We start from the raw sequence: 16,967 nt of genomic DNA on the forward strand, positions 1-16,967 counted from the left end.
ACTTAAATCGATTTAGACGAAGATCGATCGGAAGGCCAGCCACAAAGCCGGGCTGGCCATATCCGAAATCAGGATTGCGGCAATTCGCTGACGCCGCCGTGTTTCGCTGACCATGGCAAGGGGTTATCGAGGAAGGCCTCAACCTCGGACAGGGTCTTTTCATCGAACAGTTTCTCGGTTCGGGCAACAGCGAGGACATCGCGCCAGGTGGTCAGGTAATGCAGCTTGACATTGCCATTGGCGAAGCGTGCTTCGGCCTCTTCGAAGATGCCGTAATAGAAGAGCGCAATGCCGTGATCGACGATGCCGCCCGCCGCGCGGATGGCGTCGATGAAGGTAAACATCGAGCCGCCGGCCGTCGTCAGATCCTCGATGACGAGAACCCGGGCGCCCTCCGGCATGTGACCTTCGATCTGGGCGTTGCGGCCGTGGCCTTTCGGCTTCTTGCGGCAGTAGATCATCGGCAGACCAAGACGCTCGGCGAGGAAAGCAGCAAATGGAATGCCAGCCGTTTCACCACCCGCCACGCAGTCGAATTTCTCGAAACCGGCCTCGCGCATCACCGCCGCCGCCGCAAAATCCATCACCGCCGAGCGAATGCGCGGGTAGGAGATGAGCTTGCGCATATCGATATAAACAGGGCTCTTCATGCCGGAAGCGAAGGTGTAGGGGCTTTCGGAGTTGAAGTGGACCGCCTTGATTTCCCACAACATCTTCGCAACCAGCTCTGCAACAACGGCGCGGTCAGTGAATGTGAAATGGTTCATAGGCGTTCTCCTTTTTCGGCCTTGGTTTATCGCTCCGAAAACCCAGACCGGATTTCGGAAAGCACAACATCTCGGTTCAGCATTGCAGCGTCCTCAGGCGGCACCGGAATTTATGGGCGGATGCCTGAAGACCATAACAAAACCGCCGGCATTGCCGGCGGTCAAAAAAATCAGCTCACGTCCCAATGAAGCGGGAACATCGGGTCGAACACGGTCACCGGCCCGGCGCCCGTCTCGATCTTTTCGGGAAACGACACTGGCTCCTCGCGCTTGACCAGCGTGATCGTCTCCTCGTTCGGCGCCAGCCCGTACCAGGCGGGACCGTTGAGGGAAGCGAAGGCTTCCAGTCTGTCGAGGGCGTTTTCCTGCTCGAAGACATGCGCAAGACAGCTCATGGTATTGATCGAGGTATAGATGCCGGCACAGCCGCAGGCGCATTCCTTCAGCGGGTCCACATGCGGGGCGGAATCCGTGCCGAGGAAGAAACGGGCATCACCCGAAGTCGCGGCCGCACGCAGCGCCAGCCGATGCTCCTCGCGCTTGGCCACCGGCAGGCAGTAATAATGCGGTTTGATACCGCCGACCAGAATGGCGTTGCGGTTGATGATGAGATGATGGGTGGTGATGGAGCCGGCGAGATTGGCCTTCGACGACTTGATGTAGTCGACGCCATCGCGGGTGGTGATGTGCTCCATCGTCACCTTCAGCTCCGGCAGACGCTGGCGCAAAGGCTCCAGAACCGTATCGATGAAGGCTTTCTCGCGGTCGAAAATATCGACCTCCGGCGTCGTCACCTCGCCATGCACACAAAGCGGCAGGCCGATCTTCGCCATGCGCTCCAGCACCGGCATGGCCTTGTTGAAATCACGCACGCCGCCATGGGAATTCGTGGTCGCGCCGGCCGGATAGAGCTTTACAGCGGTGATGAGACCGCTTTTCTTGCCCTCTTCCACGTCGTCGGCCTCAGTATCCTCGGTCAGATAGAGGGTCATCAGCGGCTCGAAACGATCGCCCGCCGGGATGGCCTTGACGATGCGCTCGCGATAGGCGCGGGCATCGGCGGTGGTGACGACCGGCGGCACGAGGTTCGGCATGATGATGGCGCGGGCAAAATGGCGGCTCGTATCCCCGATCACGCCTTCCAGCATGGCGCCATCACGCAGGTGCAGATGCCAGTCATCAGGGCGGCGAAGGGTGAGCGACTTCATCGGGATACCTCGGAGCATGACGGAATTGGCGCCCGCTTAGCATCTTTCGTCACAGGAAAACAGCCGCCGAAGGGCATCGGGCGGCTGTAAATGTCATTTTTTTGAATTGAGCGTCAGATGCCGCCCGCTTCCGGACCCCACACATCCGTCATGGCAAAGCCGTCCGCAAAGGGGTCGAAGGGATCGAGACCGACCTGATGCAGCCCGAAGGTGAAACCACGCCCGGCAATGGTGGGAATGACCGCCGGACGGCCCGCCACTTCGGTGACGGCGGAAAGGCCAACATCGAATTCCGAACCGATAATCGAGCGGGATTTGTATTCGTCGCCCACCTTCACCTTGCCGCGCGCATAAAGCGTCGCGAGATTGGCGGAATTGCCGGTGCCGCAGGGCGAGCGATCCGCCCGGCCCGGCCACATCGTGGTGCAGGTGCGGATGGAACCATCAGCGTCCACATCGCGGAACATCACGTAGGCGACATCGGAAATAGCTGGTATTTCCGGATGAACGACCGTCATTTCGCGGTTGACCAGGTCCTTCAGGATCATGCCCGCCGCCACCAGCTTTGCCGCATTGGCCTTGTCGATGGTCAAGCCGATCTGGCGCACATCAACCAGCGCATAGAAGATGCCGCCATAGGAGATGTCCATCGTCACTTTGCCCCATTCGGGCGTGTCGATGGTCACATCCAGCTCATGCACGAAGGACGGCACCATGGTCAGCTTGACCTTTTCGCAACGTCCGTCGCGGCAGGTGGCCGTGGCCTTGACCAGACCGGCAGCCGTTTCGAGGATGATGACGGTTTCCGGCTCCTGCATCTCCACCATGCCGCTTTCCAGAAGCGCTGTCGTCGCGCAGATGGAATTGGAGCCAGAGCTGGCATGCGCCTGATCCGGCTGGAGAATGACGAAAGCGGCATGCGCGTCCGGGTGCTTTGGCGGCAGCAGAAGATTGACTGAGCCCATGGGCGTGCCGCGCGGCTCCAGCGTCAGGAAGCGGCGTAATGCCTCCCCTTTCGGATCGGTATTCATCCAGTGAAGTTGCTCGGCGACGGTATTGCCGGGAATTTTCGGCGCGCCGCCGGTGACTACACGGCCGATTTCGCCTTCGCAATGAACATCGAGAAGCTGGAGGGTGCGTTTCCAACGCATGGGATCTTACTCCGGAAGTTGAGCTGTTGACCGGACCATACAGATAAAAATACAAGCTGTATACAAATCTTGTCAGCGGTTGCGGCACTCTGCCCGGTTGCGATTGGCGGCGGCATCGCAATTCACTCTCGAGGATTGAATAACCTGATCATCCACCACAGAACCGGCCGTATCGCCCACTGATCCGACAGTGTTTTCAACGGACCGGCCAAGCCTCTCTACCTGCCTGCCGTAATTTTCCCGCGTGCGCGGATCGAACACCGCAATTGGCGCGCTGACCACGACGCTCGCCGCCGTTCCGACCGTTTGCGCAGCGCCGATGCTGACGGCACCTATAGCCTCGCCCAGACCGACATCGGAATCCGTCACCGTCTGGCCGGCAATCAGGCGGTCGCCGATCAGGCGGACAACCTCGGGGCTTTCGGCAAACTTGCCATGGTTCAGGCGGTCGCCGGATTGCAGCTTGGTCAAATCCAGCACGGTAATGCCGGCTTTTTCCAGCTGGCTGCGATAGGGCTCGACGGAAGGGTCGATCTGGCCCAGACGGTCAACATTGCCGGAGATACGGCGCGACAGGCTGAGCGCGCGGTCATCCTGCGAGACGAACAAAGTGAATTTCGGCGGTGTCTTGCCGAGGCTGGTGAACTGTCGGCTGAACACGTCCACATCGAGATCCGGTGCCGCCAGAATGACATTGCTGATCTTCGGATCGACGCGGCCATTGCGGATGGCCATCTGGCGCAATGCCTCCACCGCAAGCCATGTGCCCATGGAATGCGCCATGACGGTGACTTCGCCGATAGACTTGTCCTTTGCCAGCCGGGTCAGCATTTCCTCCAGCGCATCGCGCGAGTAATTGGTGCTTTCCTTGTCATAATTATAGTCGAAAATGCTCGCCCGTGACGGCCAGGTGAAGACGACCGGGACGACATCCGAGCCGGAATCATAAACGATCTGGGCGAAACGATAGACGGATTCCTCGTAACGGTTGTTGAAACCGTGCACGAAAACCAGCACGCGGCGGTCTTTCTGGATATGTTTGCTGATCCAGCTTTTCGTCTCCGCTTCGGAACGAATAGGCTCTACCGCCACCGTGGTAAAATCCTTCAGCGGGTTCGGCGGCAGCTTTTTCGGCCATTGCACCTGCCCGACCTTGCGGTTGGCCTTGGGTGGAATCGAGATGGTGACCGCATCGACCTTCAAGCCCGTTCCGCGCTCGCCGCCGAAAAGCACGGCGGCATTTTCCGATGACGCGCGGGTGGTGGCGACCAGAAGATTGACAGGTGTGGTTCCCGCCACCGTCTGCCCGGTCGGCGTCATGACCCCGATGGGACGCCCCCCGCAGCTGGCGAGCAGGGCGACAATCGCGATTACGGCCACGAAGCGAATGGGCATCACATCATTCTCCTACAACCCAGAGGCAGCTGGACCAGCGGCCGGAGGATAGGAATTTCTACCGGAGGCGGAACTGTCGCGCTAGCAACCATCGCGGAAGCGCGGAGATTTCCGCCCCGGTGTGTCCAAACAGACCCAATTGCCTGTCCTGCGGAACCAGGGGAGCTGATGCTGAAATGCAGGCGACCTATCGCTGCGGCAGCATCGTGCCACTTTCGCGAAGGGCAATGTGCCAGGACAGCGCCTCTTCGAGGAGATGCGGTGTATGCCCGCCGCGTGCCACCGCCCGCTGGTAGTAGTCCGTCAGCGCATCGCGATAATGGGGATGTACACAGTTCGCGATAATGACCGCAGCGCGCTCACGCGGGGCAAGGCCGCGCAGATCGGCGAGCCCGTTTTCCGTCACGAGAATATCCACATCATGTTCTGTATGGTCGACATGGCTGACCATGGGCACGACGCTGGAAATGGCCCCGCCCTTGGCAATCGACTTGGTGACGAAAATGGACATATAGGCGTTGCGGGCAAAGTCCCCCGAACCGCCGATACCGTTCATCATGTGGGTGCCGCCGACATGGGTGGAGTTGACGTTTCCGTAAATATCGAACTCCAGCGCCGTATTGATGCCGATGATACCAAGGCGACGGATGACTTCAGGATGGTTGCTGACCTCCTGCGGACGCAGGATCAACCTGCTCTTGTAGTCGGCCAGTCGCGGCATGACCCGCTCGTTCATGGCGGAGGAAAGCGTTATCGATGAGCCTGAGGCAAAAACCAGCTTGCCCGCGTCGAAAAGCTCAAAGGTCGAGTCCTGCAGAACCTCCGAATACATTTTAAGATCGTGAAATGGCGTATCGATGAAGCCATGCATCACCGCATTGGCGATGGTGCCGATGCCGGCCTGGAGCGGCTGGAGTTCGTGGGTCATTCGACCGTGACGCACCTCGTTCAGCAGGAATTCCGTGAGATGACCGGCAATGGCCTTTGTCTCGTCATCCGGTGGCAGCACCGTCGAAAAACTGTCGCTCTTGTCGCTCAGAACGATTGCAGCGATTTTTTCCGGCGGCACCGGAATGAAGGGCAGACCGACGCGGCTATCCGTTGCCACCACCGGAATGGGCATACGGGTCGGGCGTTTTGCCGGGATGAAAATGTCGTGCAACCCCTCCAGAACGTCGGGCTGCGAGAGGTTGATCTCGACGATGACTTTATCGGCGAGAATGGCAAAGCTCGCCGAATTGCCGACGGATGTCGTTGGGACGATGCCGCCATCCGCCGTAATCGCCACCGCCTCGACAATGGCGATATCCACCCCATGGATCTGGCCGCCGCGCAATTGCTCGACCGTTTCGGAAAGATGCTGATCGATAAACATCACCTTGCCGTCGTTGATCGCCTTGCGCAAAGCCGGATCGGACTGAAACGGCATGCGGCGCGCCAGCATGCCCGCTTCCACCATGGTCTTGTCGAGATCATTGCCAAGCGACGCACCAGTCATCAGGGTGATTTTCATCGGGTTCGTCTTCGCGCGCTCGGCCAGCGCCAGCGGCACCGCCTTCGCCTCGCCGGCCCGCGTAAAGCCGCTCATGCCGACCGTCATGCCATCCTGAATGAGACCGGCGGCCTCTTCGGCGCTGACGATCCTGTTCAGCAGGGATGCGTTGCGGATACGCTTTTCAAGCATGCACTTCTCCATGATCTGCATCACGATGGCGCGTCATCTGGCTGGCCACCTCACCGGTGACTATGGCGCGCAGTTTCAACGATGAAACTGACATAGATCAAGGATGTGACCGGGACCATGACTTCGGCCCATCAAATCTTGCTCGACAGACCGCAAGTGGCGCATCGGCGCGACAGGCGGCGGCGGTCATTGCAGCATCGCAGTCTCATTGACGATAAGATGCCTGCCGTTCTCTGCCGACAGTAACTGGTGATGAGGCGCATGGGTCGCCTCATCACATCGCGGAGGCTTGCCTTCGGTTATGGCCTGTAATCAGGGGCCTTCACAAACGGGAGCCTGACCGAGCACGACCTGCCCCACCTCGGCATCAAAAGCGCGCAAACCGAACGCACCTGTTGTAATGACCCGGTAACAGGGATTGCCGCCCGTCCACAGCGGATCGACAACCTCGATATCGGTGATGAAACGGTGCGCGCAGGCCTGACCGGAACTATAGGCTATGCCTTCTGCACTGGTGCCCGCCATCGGGACATGGATATGGCCAAAAACGATATGGCGCACGCCTGCCGGATGCGCAGCGAGGCGGCGCATGACTGCGCCGTCGTCATGCATGCCGATGTTTTCAAAATGCCGGATGCCGCAATCCATCGGCGGATGGTGAATGAAAACCGTCACTGGCAGGTCGCCCGCGCTTTCAAGCGCGCTGTCCAGCCATGACAGGCGATCCGCGCCATACATGCCGCCGATAACATCGGGCTCGTGGCTGTCGAGAAACAGCAACCGGCCGAACTCCGTATCGATAAAGGACTGGATATAGCCGTTGTCGTCGCGCGGCTGCTCCGGAAAAGCCGCCACGAATTCCGGACGTCGATCATGATTGCCGAGCATCAGCCGGACCGGCACGGATACGGGCGCAAGGATATCGCGCAACAGCTCATAGGCCTCCGGTTCACCGTAATTGCAAAGATCGCCAGTCATGACAAGAAGGTCAGCGTCGGCGTGTTTTTCGACAATATCGGCTATTGCCGCGCGCAGCTGCTTTTCGGGGTCCACGCCGTTTATCGCGATGCCTGGCGGCAAAAGATGGGTATCGGTGATCTGGATGATCTTCATAACAGGTCTTTCTGCGCAAAATGGCTGCGGGAACGAATTTCCCCGCAGCCTTTTCGATGATTTTGCTTATTTCAGCAGGCCGTTGGTCTGCTCGACGATCTGCTTGAGACCGGCTTCCGGCGTCACCTCACCGCGCATGACGGTGCCGATGATGTCGCGCTGCGTGCGCCAGATGCGGACGGAATCGCCACCCGGATAACCGGCCCAAGGCAGAGAACGGTCAGCCTGCAGCGAGGCGGTCTTCACGTTCGGGTTCTCGGCGTAGTAGGGAGCCAGGAAGTCCGCGCCAGTTGCCAGCTTGTTGGTCGGCAGGTAGCCAGTGATGCGCACGATGGTGTTCTGCGCCTCGGGGCCAGTGATCCACTTCAGATATTTCCAGGCAGCGTCCTGCTTGGCTTTTTCCTGCGTCAGGATAACGGCCGAGTTGCCGCCGGTCGGCACGCCGCCCTTTTTCTTGTTGTCGAGCGGGAAGGTTGCCGTCTTCAACTTGAAGCGGTCGCCAACCAGACCCTGAATCGTCTGAACGTGGGCCGGGGTCGAGAAGATGAAACCGGTGAGGCCGGCACCGAACTGCTGGCGCGACTGGTCCCAGTCAAGCAGGTTCTGGCCACCTTCGGTGACGAACTGGCGGGTCATCTTCAGAGCGTTGAGACCGATCTCGTTGTCGAAGGCAACGGTCTTGGTCTTGTCGTCAACGAGCTTGCCGCCCTGTTCGAAGACGAGCGCCTGCCACAACCAGTCATCCGGCCAGCCGTTGATGTCGTAGCTCATGCCTGCGAATTTCGAGTCGAGAGCCTTGATCTTCTTGGCGAGAGCAATGAGCTCCGGGAAGGTCGTCGGCATCTTGTCCGGGTCGCCGCCGGCCTTGGTGACGAGGTCGGAGTTGATGTAGATGATCGGCGAGGAAGCATTTACCGGCAGGCCGTACTGCTTGCCGTCGATCTGGCCGAGTGCGGCCATCTTCGGGCTATAGTTCTTGTCGAGGAAAGCCTGACCGCCTTCGGCCTGAATGAACGGGCCAAGATCGGTGATCTGGTTGCGCGGTGCGAGCGTGTGCACGAGTTCCGCCGTCAGGTTGTAACCCGAGAAATAAACGTCCGGCAGATTGCCGGTCACGGCAGAGCGCAGCACCTGCTGCTGGCCTTCGTTGTAACCTGCGGCCGGAGCGAGGAAGTTGATCTTCACGTCAGGGTTTTTCTTCATGAATTCATCGGCCAGCGGCTGATGGAACTTCGTGAAACCTGGCAGGTTGTAGAGAACGTTGAGCGTGATTTCGTTGGCGAGAACCGGCGTTGCGAGGCCTGCAAAGGCCACACCGAGTGCCAGACCGCCCATCAGAGCGCGTCGGTTGATTTTCATGTCATTCTCCAAAAATGGGTTGGGAGGAGGAGTTTGAACGGCGTCACTTGACGCCGGTCATGGTAATACCGGCGATGAAATGCCGCCGTGCGAGGAGGAAGCACAGCACCATAGGCGCGGTAATCAGTGTCGCGCCCGCCATCAGCGCACCGTAATTGGCGCCGGATTCGACATCCGCGAAAAGCATCATGCCAAGCGGCGGCGGGGCCAGATTGGTGTCGGAGACCACGATCATCGGCCAATAAAGGTCGTTCCAGTGGGCGACGAGCGAGAAGATCGAGAAAGCGGCGAGCGAGGGCAGCGAGCCGCGCAGCACCAGCCCCCAGCAAATCTCCATTTCCGAAAAACCATCCATGCGGGCCGCCTCGATGATTTCATCCGGGTAGCTGCGGAACGACTGGTTGAACAGGAAGATGGCGAAGACCGAGAGGAAGAACGGCATCATCATCGCGAAATAGGTGTTCAGCAGCTCCGTCTTCGCCAGACCGACGAAGAGCGGAAGCGCCAGCGCCTGAATGGGAACGCAGAGCGCCGCGATGACGAGCCCCAGCAGCAGTTTGCGGCCCGGAAACTTGAGCTTCGCCAGCGCGTAGGCTGCCGGCACCGATGTCAGGACCTGTACGACGAGGATGCCGACGCAGACGATGACGCCGTTCAGCATGAAACGCGCCATCGGCACCTGGCTCGCCGCCCGGACATAGTTCTCGACCGCGTCGAATTTCGCGGGGATCGGCCAGAGCGAGACGTCGAAGATTTCCGCCGGTGAGCGGATCGACGTCAACATCATCCAGTAGAACGGCAGCAGCATCACGAAAGCGCCGAGTGCCAACACAAGATGCGGGAGATATTTACGAAGCGCGGCCATCAGTAGTGCACCTTCCGGTCCATATGCAGCGTCTGGCCAATCGAGAGGATCAACACGATCGCGAGGAAGATCACCGTCAGCGCGGCGGCATAACCGGTGTTGGAATATTCGAACCCTTCAAGATAGAGATCGAAAAGCAGGGTTTCGGAACCGAAGCGGCCCTTGGTCAGCACGGCGACCGTCTCGAACACCTTGAAGGCTGAGATCGAGGTAGTGACCACCACGAACATCGTCGTCGGCCCCAGCATCGGCCAGGTCACCGTCAGGAACCGGTCGATCGGGTTTTTCGCGCCGTCCAGTCTCGATGCCTCGTGGAGATCCTTCGAAATGGCGGTGAGGCCGGCGAGGAACAGCACCATGTTGAAGCCCAGAACCTGCCAGACACCCATCAGCGCCATGGTGGGAATAAGCAGGACGGGGTTGGAGAGGAAGGCGACGGGCTCGAAGCCGAACCACTTGATCGCCGCATTCACCGGGCCAAGCGAAGGATGCAGCAGGAATTGCCACACGGTTGCCATGGCGACGAGTGTTGCGGTGACGGGAAGGAAATAAGCAACCTCCCAGAAGGCACGGCTGCGCTTGCGGTTATAAACGAGCAAGGCCACCCCGAGCGCCAGGAACACGCCGAAGGGGATGACGATGACCGCATAAATGGCCGTATTCGCCAGCGCACGCAGGAAGACCGGGTCGTGGAAAGCCTTGAAGAAATTGTCGAGACCCACAAAGCGGGTGGAGAGTGCGCCGAGCTTGTAATCTGTGACGGAAAAACCGGCCAGAACGAATATCGGGACAATATAGATCGCCAGCATCAGCAGGCTTGCCGGTGCTGCAAACATCAGGCCACGCCAGATCATCCGCCGGTCCGCCTTCGACAGGCGCGGACGAGCCTTTGCACGCGCAGCTGGGGAGAAATCGACCGCCGTCATGCCGGCACCATTTCACGCACCGTCGTCTTGCGGCGCAGGCCGTCTGCGGCGAAAAGATGCACACGCTCCGGCGCAAAGCCGAGGTTCATCACGCCGTTCTCATCGGCGCCCAACACCTCGCCCGCGGCCTGACGCAGGGTAATGGCGACGGTCTCGTCGCTCAGAAGACGGCAGTTCACGAAACGGTCCGCGCCGTGGGTTTCGCTGCGGGTCACCCGCACCGCGAAGCCTTCGGCACCCGGACGCAGATCCTCGGCGCGGAGGCCAAGCGTCGCCGGACCGACATCACGGCCCGAGGCCTCTACACCAAGATCGCGCCCGAAAGCCGTGACCTTACCCTGAGCATCGATTTCCACCGGCAGCAGGTTGATCGATGGCGTGCCGATGAAACGCGCGACCGTCAGTGTCGCCGGTTTCCGGTAGAGCTCATCCGGTGTGCCGAGCTGCTCGATGCGGCCTTCCGACATCAGCGCAATGCGGTCAGACATCGTCATGGCTTCGATCTGGTCGTGGGTGACGTAGATAAAGGTTGCCCCCAGCCGCCGGTGCAGCCCGGCAAGCTCCTCACGCATATGGGCGCGAAGCTTGGCATCGAGGTTGGAGAGCGGCTCGTCCATCAGGAAAGCCGCGGGTGAGCGCACCAGCGCCCGGGCAAGCGCCACACGCTGGCGCTGACCGCCGGAAAGCTGCGCGGGCTTGCGCTCCAGCAGATGCGCGATCTGCAGGGTCTCGGCCGCCTGTTCGACGGCAGCATCGATCTGACGCAGCGTCTCGGCCGGCGCTGCAAACCTTCCGATCAGCGGCAACCGTGCGGCAAGCGGCAGACGTCGCATCCGAAGCGGCGTCGCGATGTTCTGGCGCACGCTCATATGTGGATAGAGCGCGTAGGACTGGAACACCATCGCCAGATTGCGGTCGCTCGGATCGATCTCCGTCACATCCTGGCCGCCGATCGTTACCGAACCGCGATCCGGCGTTTCCAGCCCTGCGATGATGCGCAGCAGCGTTGACTTGCCGCAGCCAGACATGCCGACGAGGGATAAAAACTCGCCGGGGCGGATGGAAAGATCGATCTCTTTCAGAACATCGTCAGCCCCGAAGCCTTTGCCGATACCCGAAAGTTCAAGTGATTGTGGCGTCATTCTGCGCTCCTTTTCTGGAGCGCATATGCTTATATTGTATGACAGTATGACGAAGGTTTACGGAAAATTCGGTGACATCTGGAAGCCCGGCAATCTCGGGCCATCGTCAGGCCTTGCAACGTCGACCTCCACCTAAAACCCCTAATATTACGGGGGTTTTGTTCCAGATATCAGAATCCGGAGTTTATCGACGGGAAAACGACCTAACTGCACTGGCACATCCGGCATTCTAAACGGCTACCAGAATCACATGTGCCTGAATTTTGGCGACAACCTCGCCGCTGCCATACCGCGCTTCAATCGCAGATGCGGCGCAGTCCGTCGCCGCCTCCAGTTTCCCCGGCGCTCTTGCCTCGATCTCAGTCCGGAGAACGGTTCCCTGACAATAGGCGACGGCCGGAATGCGCGGCGACGGCGCGCGACTTTGTGCCGCTATCGTCTCGATCGTCACGCGGGAAAAACCGGCACTTTCCAACTCGCTGCGGACCAATGCCGTATCGTGATAACCGTGCGGGGTGCGCACCATGAAACACGGTGGATCGTCGGGGAACATACCTGCAAGGGCGATTGTCACCTCATTCGCGAGGTGGTTCTCCTCAATGCGGTCCCATACGTTGAATAAATAATGTCCGCCGGGCTTCAGTACCCTCTTGGCTTCACGATAGGCGGACAGGCGATCGGGAAAAAACATCGCGCCAAACTGGCAGACAACGAGATCGAAAGCCGCATTTTCAAACGGCAGCGCCTGAGCATCCGCCTGACGCCACCGGATGCGACTGTCGGGCGTCTGGTGCGACGCCGCAAAGTCGAGCATGGGCTGGTTGAGATCGGTCACGACATAGTTTGCAGCGGGCGACAGTTTAGGTATCAGTTCGCGGGTGACGACCCCAGTGCCCGCGGCGATCTCCAGAACGTCAATCGGCATCAATGCCGCCGACCGCCGCGCCAGATCACGGGCGAAGGGCTCGAAGATCAACGGCACCATATATCGGTCGTAGTTTTCCGGGATAGACCCGGCAAACACCTTGTCCGTTTCCAACATGGCATTCACCCTGTGGCCAGTTGATGACCCCAGAGACTTTAGCACATTTACGGGAAATTCGGAATCTGTTCGGCCACGCGGGTTTTACGCAGATGCCAATGATATTGGTCTTATACCGCATGATAAAACAGCGGTGGGCGCAGGCCGCATTGTCGTATTTTTATGGGAAGAGAAATGGCGCACCCGAAGAGATCTCGAACTCCTGACCCCCAGATTCGTAGTCTGGTGCTCTATCCAGCTGAGCTACGGGTGCGTGCCGTTCCGGTCATTTCCGGTGGCGTGGCGATCCTCTAAAACGTCCTCATTCCGATTGCAAGCGATTTCGTTTCGAAATTGTCATTTTTCCGCAGCAATTCACGTATCATATTGATTATACTGACAATTCCATAAATGATGTTTTTGAAGGGCCGAATGCCGCGCGTATTCCGGCAGGTGCTGCGATTGCAACGGACTGTTTCAGGAACAGATTTTCAGGCGGTTCTGGCCGCCTGCACGGAAGCGGCGCGGTCGGCGATCTCTATGCGGAACTGCGTGCCGGGACCGGGCTTCTCCACAAGCGCGATCGTGCCGCCATGGGCAAGCACCAGTTCACGCGCAATGACGAGCCCGAGGCCGGTGCCGCCGGAACGGGCCGACCCCCTGAAGGCGGAAAACAGGTTCTCTTTCGCCTTGCGCGGCATTCCCGGCCCGTTGTCGTCTATCACGATGCTGACGACGCTGCCGGCCCTCTGGGCCGCGATTGACAGATGCCGAGGTGCTGCGTTCGTCGTATCGGATTGCAGGGCCTGAACGGCATTGCGACAGAGATTGTGGATCACCCGGAAAAGCTGCTCGGCATCCGCATCGACGGTGAGATCGGCGGGAACGCTATCCTGAAACTCGATGCCGCTTTCCGGATCGAGCGCCAGAATGTCGCGTACATCCCGCACCAGATTGCTCAGGTGAACCGTCTTGCGTTTCGGTGCACCCTCCGTCGCCTGTCCATAGGCCAGAACCTCGCTCGTATAGGCCACGGCGCGGTCGATCGTGCGCAGCAGTTTCGGCGCAAAGCTTCTCACCATCGGATCCTTGGCGTCCACCAACCGATCCGACATGAGCTGCGCCGATGAGAGGATATTGCGCATGTCATGGTTGATCTTCGAAACGGCGAGGCCAAGATCCACGAGATTCTTCTGCTGCCGCAGGGTTTTCTGCAACTCGGTCTGCATGTCGGCCAGATGACGGCCCGCGACAGCCAATTCGTCGCTTCCCTCCTCCGGCACGAAAATCCGCTCGGGATTGCCGGGTTCCTCGGAAAAACGCTGCATGCCAAGCGTCAGGCGGCGTATGGGCCGGATCATGATGCGGTTGATGGAAACGAAAATTAGACTGGCGGTGACAAGCGACAGGACGATGGAGATCAGGAAAACGTTGCGGGCATAAGCCAGCATCGCCGCCCGCAGCTTGTTTTCACCCAGCACCAGTTCGATGATGGTGTCGCTGTCGCCGACCACGTCAAAAACGCGGATGACACGGTTGCCGCCGAACAGCAATGTCGAAAAGGCATCCCGCACCGCCGCCAATTGCGAGACATCGGAAAGATCATATTGCTCGTCGACCCCCGGCGGCGTTTCCGCAACCGCCAGCAGGCGCGACGTGCCATCCTTGCGCAGCGCAATCAGTTTCGCCCCGGTGGCCATCAGCGTGTCGTTCTGCACGCTTCGCGGCAATTCGGCCTGCAGGCCATCGATCACCGCACCGGCAGCGGCAGCCGTGTTAAGGCGGTCCCGCAGCCAGGAAAGGCGCATATTGGCGACAGAAGGCACGAAGATCAGCACTTCGGCAATCATCACGAAAATGACGGTAAGCAACAGCAGTCGCCCGGAGAGACCCCCGGTCAATCCCGGCATGCAGTGCACCGGATTGTCCTCCGTGCCGTCCAAGCTGTCTACGCCTTTAGAAAACACCGGGCCCTGATCCTGTATGCGCGCCGCCGCTTCGGTGGAACGGCTCGATTTATATGCAAGCACGATAATAGGACCTAACAGATATTTTTCCAATGCGTTGCAAAACAAACAACTTCAATGCCGGAAAAACAAACGCCGCCCGGAAGGGGCGGCGTTTGAAATAAAATCGGTCGCAAGCGAACCCGAGGGTGGAGACCTCAGAACTCCTGCCAGTCCCCGTTCACTGCGGCAGCAGCCGGCTGGGCATTGAGGGCGCGGCTGACACTGTTCATCAGCTTGCGGGCCGGAGAGGCTACCGCCGCTGCCCGGCCGGATACCGCCACAGGCCGCATCGGCTGCTCTGCGCGGGAGCGGAGCTGAGCATCCTCGGCGCCGACCTTGAAGCGCGACACCAGCGTCACGAGATGGCCGGCCTCGCCGCTCAGCTTGTGGGTCGCAGCCGAGGTCTCCTCGACCATGGCGGCATTGCGCTGCGTCACCTGATCCATCTGGTTGATCGCCGTGTTCACCTCGTGCAACCCGGTGGACTGCTCGCGCGCCGCCGTGGCAATCGAGTGGATGTGTTCGTTGATCGCCAGAACACGGGTCTCGATCTCGTTCAACGCGCTGCCGGTTCTTTGAACCAGCGACACGCCGCGTCCGACCTCTTCGCCGGATTTGGTGATCAGCGCCTTGATATCCTTCGCAGCCGTTGCGGAGCGTTGCGCCAGCTCGCGCACTTCCTGTGCGACCACTGCGAATCCCTTGCCCGCCTCGCCTGCACGCGCGGCCTCGACGCCCGCGTTCAGCGCCAGAAGGTTGGTCTGGAAGGCGATCTCGTCAATGACGTTGATGATCTGGCTGATCTCCCGCGAGGCGTGCTCGATGCGATCCATGGCGGAGACGGCATCGCGCACGACATTGGCGGATTCTGCCGTCTTCTGTTTGGTCTCGGCCACCATGGTGCTGGCTTCCTGTGCGCGATCCGTGGAATTGCGAACGACGGCGGTAATCTCGTCGAGGGCTGCGGAGGTTTCCTCCAGTGCCGCAGCCTGCTGTTCCGTCCGCTTCGAAAGGTCGTCGGCAGCTGAGCGCAATTCATTCGCATTGCCGCTGATGCCTTCCGTGCTGCTGCGCACCTCGCGCATCGTTTCGCGCAGCTTGGTCAGCGTCTGGTTGACGTTCGTCTGGAGTTCGGCGAACACGCCGCGGAACTCGCCGTCCATCTTTTCCGTCAGATCGCCGCGCGCAAGACCTTCGATGACGCGGCTGGTTTCAGAGACGCCGTTATCCACCCCGATGAGCAGGGCATTGATCGTCTCGGCGAAACGATTGAGGTTTTCGTCGCCATAATCCTTGTTGATGCGACGGCTGAAATCGCCCTGGGCTGCTGCATCCACGACAACGGCCATGCCGGCCTGCAGATCATCGCTCTTGGCGCGCATGGCGGTTTCCTGCGCATTCATGCGGCGCACTTCGCGGCCATTCTTCTTGAAGACCTCGACGGCCGCCGCCATTTCACCGATTTCATCGTTCCGGCCAAGATAGGGCACGTCCGCGTCCAGATTTCCATCCGCCACGGCGTTCATGACCTCCGAAACCTTGCGGATGGGCGCGCTCAGCTGCCGCGCGCCGATGTAGAGGCCAAATGCCGCGCCGGCCAATATGCCGCTGCCGGTGACGATGATGACCAGCCAGAAGGTGGTCGTCACAAAATCGGCGATACCGGCCTTGACGGTGGCAAGCTCGGCAATGTCGTTTTTCACGACGGCATCGATTTCCGCCTGATAGGCTTTGCGGTTGGCCCGGTTCGCCTCGTTGTTACCCTGCTGGTTGGCCGCCTGCGGGCCGGCTTCCCGGGCAAGCCGTGCGGTTTCCAGACGGAAAGCCTTGAATTCCTTGAACCGGCTGGAGAGATTGTCAAAAGCCGCCTTCTGTTCCGCCGGAACGAGAGGGGTCCAGGTCGCGATCAGCTTCTCCATGGCGTCGAGGTTCTTCACGATGCCATCAGCAAAAGGTGCCGCCTTTTCGGCGTCAGGGGCAGCGTAAACGCCACGCGCCTCCATGACGACCGCGGTCACAAGGCGGTTCAGCGCTTCGCCCTTATAGGCGCGCTCGGCTGCCTTTTCGTATCCGACCGTACGGACCTGGAATTCGCTGACCGCATATATGGACAGGCCGCCTATGGTACAGGCCACTAGGCTCATCAGTCCGACAAGAAGATTGATACGACCGCGAATTCTCAATTTTCATTCCCCCAAAAAGCCAGCCGCACGATGGAAATTGGGAAGCTGGCATAACTTTTCCCATGACAATATTTATCAATGCCGTCTTAAGAAAGAATTTCAGAATTTACCGATCGCAAGACGGATCGCGCCCGCAGCGCCCGT

At 59.8% G+C, this 16,967-nt stretch carries 13 protein-coding genes and 1 tRNA gene; all 14 read right to left on the reverse strand.

The window, feature by feature from the left end; all coding sequences use genetic code 11:
* Nucleotides 1-68 precede the first annotated feature (68 nt).
* On the reverse strand, nucleotides 69-767 hold the full coding sequence (locus RBH10_RS20705) for an orotate phosphoribosyltransferase (RefSeq protein WP_281038075.1): 699 nt from the start codon (nucleotides 765-767) through the stop codon (nucleotides 69-71).
* Between the two features lie 170 nt (nucleotides 768-937).
* Entirely contained in the window at nucleotides 938-1,975 is a 1,038-nt protein-coding gene (pyrC, locus tag RBH10_RS20710) for a dihydroorotase (RefSeq protein ID WP_281038074.1), read from the reverse strand.
* Between the two features lie 113 nt (nucleotides 1,976-2,088).
* On the reverse strand, nucleotides 2,089-3,126 hold the full coding sequence (locus tag RBH10_RS20715; RefSeq protein ID WP_281038073.1) for a 4-hydroxyproline epimerase: 1,038 nt from the start codon (nucleotides 3,124-3,126) through the stop codon (nucleotides 2,089-2,091).
* Nucleotides 3,127-3,198: 72 nt separating this feature from the next.
* Nucleotides 3,199-4,521, reverse strand: coding sequence for an alpha/beta hydrolase (locus tag RBH10_RS20720; protein WP_281038072.1), 1,323 nt, complete (start codon nucleotides 4,519-4,521; stop codon nucleotides 3,199-3,201).
* 187 nt (nucleotides 4,522-4,708) lie between these two features.
* Nucleotides 4,709-6,205: an acetyl-CoA hydrolase/transferase family protein gene (locus RBH10_RS20725; protein ID WP_281038071.1), complete on the reverse strand. Its 1,497-nt coding sequence runs from the start codon at nucleotides 6,203-6,205 to the stop codon at nucleotides 4,709-4,711.
* 312 nt (nucleotides 6,206-6,517) lie between these two features.
* Nucleotides 6,518-7,318, reverse strand: a complete 801-nt coding sequence (locus tag RBH10_RS20730; protein ID WP_281038070.1) for a phosphodiesterase — start codon at nucleotides 7,316-7,318, stop codon at nucleotides 6,518-6,520.
* Nucleotides 7,319-7,384: 66 nt separating this feature from the next.
* Nucleotides 7,385-8,677, reverse strand: a complete 1,293-nt coding sequence (locus RBH10_RS20735) for an ABC transporter substrate-binding protein (protein WP_281038069.1) — start codon at nucleotides 8,675-8,677, stop codon at nucleotides 7,385-7,387.
* Nucleotides 8,678-8,720: 43 nt separating this feature from the next.
* Nucleotides 8,721-9,542 carry a carbohydrate ABC transporter permease gene (locus RBH10_RS20740; RefSeq protein WP_045015205.1) on the reverse strand — a complete coding sequence of 274 codons (822 nt, stop codon included), beginning with the start codon at nucleotides 9,540-9,542 and terminating at the stop codon, nucleotides 8,721-8,723.
* Nucleotides 9,542-10,468 carry a carbohydrate ABC transporter permease gene (locus RBH10_RS20745; protein WP_281038068.1) on the reverse strand — a complete coding sequence of 309 codons (927 nt, stop codon included), beginning with the start codon at nucleotides 10,466-10,468 and terminating at the stop codon, nucleotides 9,542-9,544. Before RBH10_RS20745 ends, RBH10_RS20740 begins: the two co-directional genes overlap by 1 nt.
* Complete coding sequence (locus tag RBH10_RS20750; RefSeq protein ID WP_281038067.1) at nucleotides 10,465-11,610, reverse strand: ABC transporter ATP-binding protein; 1,146 nt, start codon at nucleotides 11,608-11,610, stop codon at nucleotides 10,465-10,467. The genes RBH10_RS20745 and RBH10_RS20750 overlap by 4 nt, the downstream gene beginning before the upstream one ends.
* Nucleotides 11,611-11,839: 229 nt before the next feature.
* Nucleotides 11,840-12,652 (reverse strand): class I SAM-dependent methyltransferase, encoded by an 813-nt coding sequence (locus RBH10_RS20755; RefSeq protein ID WP_281038066.1) that lies wholly within the window; start codon nucleotides 12,650-12,652, stop codon nucleotides 11,840-11,842.
* A 175-nt stretch (nucleotides 12,653-12,827) separates the two neighbouring features.
* Nucleotides 12,828-12,905, reverse strand: a tRNA-Arg gene (locus tag RBH10_RS20760).
* A gap of 217 nt (nucleotides 12,906-13,122) precedes the next feature.
* The gene (locus tag RBH10_RS20765; protein ID WP_281038150.1) at nucleotides 13,123-14,541 is read right to left on the reverse strand and encodes a HAMP domain-containing sensor histidine kinase; all 1,419 of its coding nucleotides are present in this window, start codon (nucleotides 14,539-14,541) and stop codon (nucleotides 13,123-13,125) included.
* A 254-nt stretch (nucleotides 14,542-14,795) separates the two neighbouring features.
* The gene (locus RBH10_RS20770) at nucleotides 14,796-16,823 is read right to left on the reverse strand and encodes a methyl-accepting chemotaxis protein (RefSeq protein WP_281038065.1); all 2,028 of its coding nucleotides are present in this window, start codon (nucleotides 16,821-16,823) and stop codon (nucleotides 14,796-14,798) included.
* Between the last annotated feature and the right edge of the window lie 144 nt (nucleotides 16,824-16,967).

This window comes from Rhizobium sp. AN73, from assembly GCF_030757975.1.
GTDB lineage: Bacteria > Pseudomonadota > Alphaproteobacteria > Rhizobiales > Rhizobiaceae > Agrobacterium > Agrobacterium arsenijevicii.